General features: G+C 76.5%; 5 protein-coding genes and 1 riboswitch. All 5 genes read left to right on the top strand.

All coding sequences use genetic code 11. From position 1 onward, the window contains the following. The first annotated feature begins 207 nt into the window (after positions 1-207). Positions 208-1,272 (top strand): MBL fold metallo-hydrolase, encoded by a 1,065-nt coding sequence (locus tag ACFVIM_RS31115; RefSeq protein ID WP_384308464.1) that lies wholly within the window; start codon positions 208-210, stop codon positions 1,270-1,272. Positions 1,273-1,576: 304 nt separating this feature from the next. Continuing rightward, positions 1,577-1,719, top strand: a riboswitch (cobalamin riboswitch). 111 nt (positions 1,720-1,830) lie between these two features. Further along, positions 1,831-3,081 carry a prenyltransferase/squalene oxidase repeat-containing protein gene (locus ACFVIM_RS31110; protein ID WP_384308461.1) on the top strand — a complete coding sequence of 417 codons (1,251 nt, stop codon included), beginning with the start codon at positions 1,831-1,833 and terminating at the stop codon, positions 3,079-3,081. Positions 3,082-3,224: 143 nt separating this feature from the next. Beyond that, on the top strand, positions 3,225-3,914 hold the full coding sequence (locus ACFVIM_RS31105) for an SCO2322 family protein (RefSeq protein ID WP_384308469.1): 690 nt from the start codon (positions 3,225-3,227) through the stop codon (positions 3,912-3,914). Positions 3,915-4,084: 170 nt separating this feature from the next. Next, positions 4,085-5,263 (top strand): CbiQ family ECF transporter T component, encoded by a 1,179-nt coding sequence (locus ACFVIM_RS31100; RefSeq protein WP_384308467.1) that lies wholly within the window; start codon positions 4,085-4,087, stop codon positions 5,261-5,263. Then, positions 5,260-6,520, top strand: a 1,261-nt coding sequence (locus ACFVIM_RS31095) for an ABC transporter ATP-binding protein (protein ID WP_384308458.1), incomplete at its 3' end; no start/stop codon positions are given. The genes ACFVIM_RS31100 and ACFVIM_RS31095, both read left to right, overlap by 4 nt.

Raw genomic sequence — 6,520 nt, 5'->3', positions numbered from 1 at the left:
GGCCACGGGCCCGGCGGCGCGGGACGGCGGGCCGGGGCCCGCCCGGCTCACCCGACTCGCCCGACCGGGACGGCGGCACCGGCACGGGACCGGCACGGGGCGGCACCCGCGCGGGGGACAGCACACCGGCACCGGCATGACGGACGGACGGGCGCGAACAGGCACGGGCAGGCACGACAGCGGCACCGACGTGACGGAGGTACCGGCATGACAGGGTCACCGGCGGCCGGGACCACGGACCACGGCGGCGGGGTCTGGTCGGTCCGGGTCCCCATCCCGGACAACCCCCTCGGCCACACTCTGGTCCATCTCCTCGACACCGGCCGTGGCCCGGTCCTCATCGACACCGGCTGGGACGACCCGGCCTCCTGGGAGGCCCTCACCGCCGGACTGACGGCGCTGGGCGCCGACGTCTCCGCCATCCACGGCGTCGTCATCACCCACCACCACCCCGACCACCACGGCCTCTCCGCCCGCGTCCGCGCGGAGTCCGGCGCGTGGGTGGCGATGCACCCGGCCGACACCGACGTCGTCCGGCGTACGAGGGAGGGCCCGCCGGAGCGCTGGCTGGCCTCTATGGAGGAGAAGCTGGCCGCCGCCGGAGCGCCCGAGGAGCATCTGGCCGTCATGCGCTCCTTCCGCGCGCGCGGCGCCGACGCGGTGCCGGGGCTGCGGCCCGCCCTGCCCGACCGGGAGATCGCCGCCGGTGAGCTGCTGGACCTCACGGGCCGACGACTGCGGGCGATCTGGACGCCGGGCCACACCCCCGGCCATGTCTGCCTCCATCTGGAGGAGAACCATCCGGCCGGGCTCCCCGGCCGGGGCCGTCTCTTCTCCGGCGACCACCTGCTCCCCGGGATCAGCCCCCACATCGGTCTGTACGAGGACCCAGATGACCCAGCCGACCCAGACGACCCAGCCGGGACCGACCCCCTGGGCGACTACCTGGCCTCCCTGCGACGGGTCGCCCGCCTCGCCCCGGCCGAGGTCCTCCCCGCCCACCAGCACCCCTTCACCGGCGCCCCCGCCCGGGTCAGCGCACTGCTCGGCCACCACGAGACCCGTCTCGCGCTGCTGCTCGGCCTGCTGACCGAGCCCCGCACGCCCTGGCGCCTCGCGGAACTCATGGAGTGGAACCGGGCATGGGAGCGGATCCCGCCGGCCTCCCGCACGATCGCCGTCTCGGAGGTGGAGGCCCATCTGCGCCATCTGGTGCGACGGGGGCGGGCGGAGCGGCTGGCGGGGGTGCCGGAGCGGTATGTGGCGCTGTGAGCGGCCGCCGGAGGGGAGCGGGCCGGGGCCCGGCGGCCAAGGGTTCCGAAGGCCCACGGCCAGGCGTCCGGGCAGACCCCGGGGGCGGCCGGTTCGGGGCCCGGGGGCGGCCGGTTCTGGGCCCGGGGACACGCAGGCGGCCGTCCCGCGATCCCGGGCCCGGCGCCCCGAACGCGGACCCGCCACCCCGGAGGCGACCGGCCCGCCGTCCAGAACCCGCCACCCCCGAGGCGACCGGCCCGCGCCCCCGGGGACACGCCCGCCGATCCGGAAGCAGTCAGTCCGCCAGCCACGACCCGCCGGACCGGCCGGTAGAGTGGACACGTCGTTTTCACGTCCGTACGGGGGGAAGCCGGTGCGAATCCGGCGCTGACCCGCAGCCGTGAGCCACCGCCGGGCACCCCGGGGTGGCGAGCCGGAATGCCCCGTACCCCGTTGTGATCGTCTCGTGCCACCGGCGGCCCGCCGGTGACCGGCACCGTCGAGGAGTACGGAGTCGGAGCCCTGGTGCCTCAAGAGCGTGCCCGTGCCCGGCTTCCGCAGGAGAGGCCCCCGTCCATGAGCACCGCACGCCGCGCCGTCGCGCTCGCCGTATCCGCCACACTGGGCACGGCCGCGCTCGCGCTCGCCCCGGCGGCCAGTGCCGCGCCCGCCACCACGGGCAGCCCGGCGCCGTCGCCGGTCCTGCCGTCCGGGCTGTACGGGAGCGGCGACCCCACCTACGACGGTGTCTGGCGCCAGTCCCTGGCCCTGCTCGCCCAGGATGTCTCCGGTGTCGTCCCCGCCGACAAGGCGGTCGCGTGGCTCGCCGCCCAGCAGTGCGCGAGCGGCGGCTTCGCCTCCTACCGGGCCGATGTCTCCGCCGCGTGCCCGGCCTCGCTGCCGCTGGACTCCAACGCCACCGCCGTGGCCGTCCAGGCGCTGACCGCGCTCGGTGAGAAGGAGACCGCCCAGAAGGCCGTGACCTGGCTGCGGTCCACCCAGAACGCGGACGGCGGCTGGAGCTACAACCCCGGCGGCGCCAGCGACGCCAACTCCACCTCGCTGGTGATCGGCGCGTTCTCGGCGGCGGGCGTCAAGCCCGCCGAGGTGCGTTCGCCGGGCGGGAAGTCGCCGTTCGATGCCCTGCTGACGTTCGCCACGCCCTGTGGTGGCAAGGACGGCGGCGCCTTCGTCTACCAGCCCAAGCAGCCCGGCATGGTCGCCGACTCCACGGCCGCCGCCGTGGTGGCGGCGCGGGGGCAGGGGCTCTCGCCCGCCGCCGGTGAGCCGGACGCCCGGGGCACCGCCTGTGTCCCCGGCAAGACCCTCCCGGACGCCGCCCACAACGGCGCCGCCTACCTCGCGGGCGCCCTCGCCGCGACCGGTCATCTGCTGACCCCGCCGATGCCCGGCGCCACCGACTCCGCCCCCAAGCCGGATGTCGGCAACACCGCCGACGCCGTGGCCGCCCTCGCCGCCCAGGGCCTGAAGGAGCGGACCGCGAAGCCCCTGGCCTGGCTGAAGGCGAACTCGGCCGCATGGGCGAAGGAGTCGGGACCCGCCGCGTACGCCCAGTTGATCTTCGCCGCCCGTGCCGCCGGGGCGCAGCCGACCGACTTCGGTGGCGCGGACCTGGTGGCGCAGCTCACCGCGCTCGGCCCGGACCCGCGCGCGGACGCGGCCCAGGCCACGGAAGAGAAGAAGAAGGAGAACGAGAAGGACGAGAAGGGCTCCGACAGCGGCCAGTGGTGGCTCGTCGGCGCCTTCTTCGCGGCCAGTGTCGGCGCGGGCATCCTGATCAGCGGCCGCCGCAAGAACAAGTCGTGACCGGCGACAGCGCCGGGCCCCGCCCCCGTACGCCCGGCGACGGCCCCGGGACCCCGGGCAGCCGTGGCCAGGCGGAGGACGGGCCCGGCCCCGGCACCGCCGGGAAGGCCCGCGCCCGCTCGCTCACCCCGCCGTCGACCCCGTTGCTCGCCCTGGCGGCCCTGCTCGGCACCGTCCTCGGCACCGTCCTCGCCGTCGGACTCGGCGTGGCCGCCGCCACACCCGCCGAGGCGGCCGGATACCGCTACTGGTCCTTCTGGCAGAGCGACGGCCGCGCCTGGTCCTACGCCACCGAGGGCCCGGCCACCGCCCGTCCCGCCGACGGCTCGGTGAACGGGTTCCGCTTCGCGGTGAGCGAGAACAGCGCCGACGCCACCCGCCCCCGCCAGGCCCCGGACTTCGCCGCCGTCTGCGGTACGACGGCGGCCGAGCCGGACCGCAAACGCGTCGCCGTGGTGATCGACCCGGGCACCCCCCAGGACGCGCCCTCCGGCGAGCGGCCGCCCGCGCCGCGCGCCGCCTGTGCCCGGGTGGGGACGGACGCGACCGCGGCGGAGGCGCTGGCCGCCGTCGCCAAGCCGCTCCGCTACAACCAGCAGGCGCTGCTCTGCGCCATCGCGGGCTATCCGGGTGCGGGCTGCGGCGAGCAGGTCCCCGCCTCGGGCGACCGCCCGCGGACCACGGCCGGCGCGGCGCCGGAAGGGGACACCCGCGCGCAGGAGTCCAGCGCGGAGGAGTCCGGCGGACCCTCCGTCGGCGCCCTCGCCGGAGTGGGCGCCGTCGTCGTGCTCGGCGCCGCCGCGTTCTGGCAGTCCCGCCGCCGGTCCCGATGAGCCGGGACCGGGACCAGTCCCCGCCCGTACCGCCGTACGGGGACGGGGTCCGCCTCCGTGACCTCGGCCAGAACCCCACCGAACGCGCCGAGCCCACCGAGCCCACGCGGGGCCGCCGCCCGCGCCCCGGGGAGCGGCTGCGCGCCCCCCGGGCCGACCGGCGCAACGCCGTGCATCCGGGTGCCTGGTGGCTGTGGGCGCTCGGCCTGGCCACGGCCGCGTCGCGGACCACGCATCCCCTCCTGCTGGGACTGCTGGTGGTCGTGACGGCGTATGTCGTCGCCGCGCGGCGCACCGACGCGCCCTGGGCGCGCTCCTACAGCGCCTTCCTCAAGCTGGCGCTGTTCGTGATCGCGCTGCGGGTCGTCTTCTCCGTCGTTCTCGGGTCACCGATCCCCGGCAGCCACACCCTTCTCACCCTCCCCGAGGTCCCGCTCCCCGACTGGGCCCAGGGGATCCGCCTCGGCGGCCGGGTCACGGCCGAACAGATCGTCTTCGCCCTGTACGACGGCGCCAAGCTGGCCGCCATCCTCATCTGCCTGGGCGCCGCGAACGCGCTGGCCAACCCGGCCCGGCTGCTGAAGTGCCTGCCCGGGGCGCTGTACGAGATCGGGGTGGCCGTCGTCGTCGCCATGACCTTCGCGCCCCATCTCGTCGCCGACGTCGCCCGGCTGCGCACCGCGCGGCGGCTGCGCGGACGGGAAGCGGGCGGTGTCCGCGCCGTCGCCCGGATCGGGCTGCCGGTGCTGGAGAGCGCGCTGGAGCGGTCCGTCGCGCTCGCCGCGTCGATGGACGCGCGGGGGTACGGGCGGACCGCCGCCGTTCCGCCCGCCGTACGGCACACCACGACCGCGCTGGTCATCGGCGGGCTCCTCGGGATCTGCGCGGGCGCCTACGGGCTGCTCTCCGCCGAGGGCTCCACCGCAGGACCGTTCCTGCTGGGCGGCGGGGTGCTGGCGGCCGTCGCCGGACTGCGGCTGGGCGGCAGGCGCTCGGTACGCACCCGCTACCGGCCCGACCGGTTCGGCCCGCGCTCCTGGCTGATCGCCGGATCCGGGGTGGTGGTCGCCGCGCTGACGATCCTGGCGGGGACGCTCGACGCGGACGCGCTGCATCCGTCGGTGGTGCCGCTGGTCCCGCCGGAGCTGCCGCTGCTGCCCGCGCTGGGGATCCTCGCCGGGCTGCTGCCCGCGTTCGTCGCACCCGTGCCCGACGGCCCCTCCCCCGCGCCCCGGCCCGCGCCCACCGTGCCCGCCCCCTCCACCACGGCACTCCGCCCACCGGACGGGTCCGTCACCTCCGTACCCCCTGGCCCTTCCGTACCCCCTGGCCCGAAGGAGTCCGCGTGATCCGCTTCGAGCATGTCTCGGTCACCTACGACGGCGCGGCGCGACCGACCCTGGCCGAGGTCGACCTGACCGTCCCCGAGGGCGAACTGGTGCTGCTCGCGGGCCCGTCCGGGGTCGGCAAGTCGACCCTTCTCGGTACGGTCTCCGGGCTGGTGCCGCACTTCACCGGCGGCACCCTCGGCGGCCGGGTCACCGTCGACGGCCGGGACACCCGTACCCACCGGCCGCGCGAGCTGGCCGATGTCGTCGGCACCGTCGGACAGGATCCCCTCGCCCACTTCGTCACCGACACGGTCGAGGACGAGCTGGCCTACGGCATGGAGTCACTGGGACTCGCCCCCGCCGTGATGCGCCGCCGGGTGGAGGAGACCCTGGACCTGCTGGGACTGACCGAACTGCGGGACCGGCCCATCGCCACCCTCTCCGGCGGCCAGCGCCAGCGCGTCGCGATCGGCTCGGTCCTCACCCCGCACCCGAGGGTCCTGGTCCTGGACGAGCCGACATCCGCGCTGGACCCGGCCGCCGCCGAGGAGGTGCTGGCCGTCCTCCAGCGGCTGGTGCACGACCTGGGGACGACGGTCCTGATGGCCGAGCACCGGCTGGAACGGGTGGTGCACTACGCCGACCAGATGGTGCTGTTGCCGGGCCCCGGGGAACGCGCGGTGCTCGGGACCCCGGCCGAGGTGATGGCGCTCTCCCCCGTCTTCCCGCCCGTGGTCGGCCTGGGACGGCTGATGGGCTGGGACCCGCTGCCGCTGTCGGTACGGGACGCGCGCCGCCGGGCGGCGGGGCTGCGGGAACGGCTGGACGCGGCGAGGACCGTGGGAACCCGAACCCCGGAAGCCCTCGACGGTCACCGCGCCCCCAGCACCCCCACCGGCACCGGTGACCCTGCCCGCACGGACGGTCCTGCCAGCACTGGTGATCCCACCCGTCCCACCGCACCCACCGCACCCACCACCACCGTCCGCTCCCTCACCGTCCGCCGTGGCCGGATCGAAGCCCTCCGCCAGCTTGACCTCACCCTCTCCCCCGGCGAGACCGTCGCCCTGATGGGCCGCAACGGCGCGGGCAAGTCCACCCTGCTCTCCGCCCTCGTCGGGCTGCTGGAACCCACCTCGGGCAGCGTCACCGTCGGCGGGCTGACCCCGCACCGCACTCCCGCCCCCACCCTGATCCGCCAGGTCGGACTGGTTCCGCAGGAGCCGCGCGATCTGCTGTACGCGGACACCGTCGGCGCCGAGTGCGCGGCGGCGG

The organism is Streptomyces sp. NPDC057638 (genome assembly GCF_042800315.1).
In the GTDB taxonomy this organism is placed as follows: domain Bacteria; phylum Actinomycetota; class Actinomycetes; order Streptomycetales; family Streptomycetaceae; genus Streptomyces.
This window is presented reverse-complemented; position numbering and strand designations above follow the sequence as displayed.

Coding starts and splice junctions, on each gene's coding strand:
- ACFVIM_RS31115 (WP_384308464.1), top strand. CDS start 208: ATGACAGGGTCACCGGCGGCCGGGACCACGGACCACGGCGGCGGGGTC.
- ACFVIM_RS31110 (WP_384308461.1), top strand. CDS start 1,831: ATGAGCACCGCACGCCGCGCCGTCGCGCTCGCCGTATCCGCCACACTG.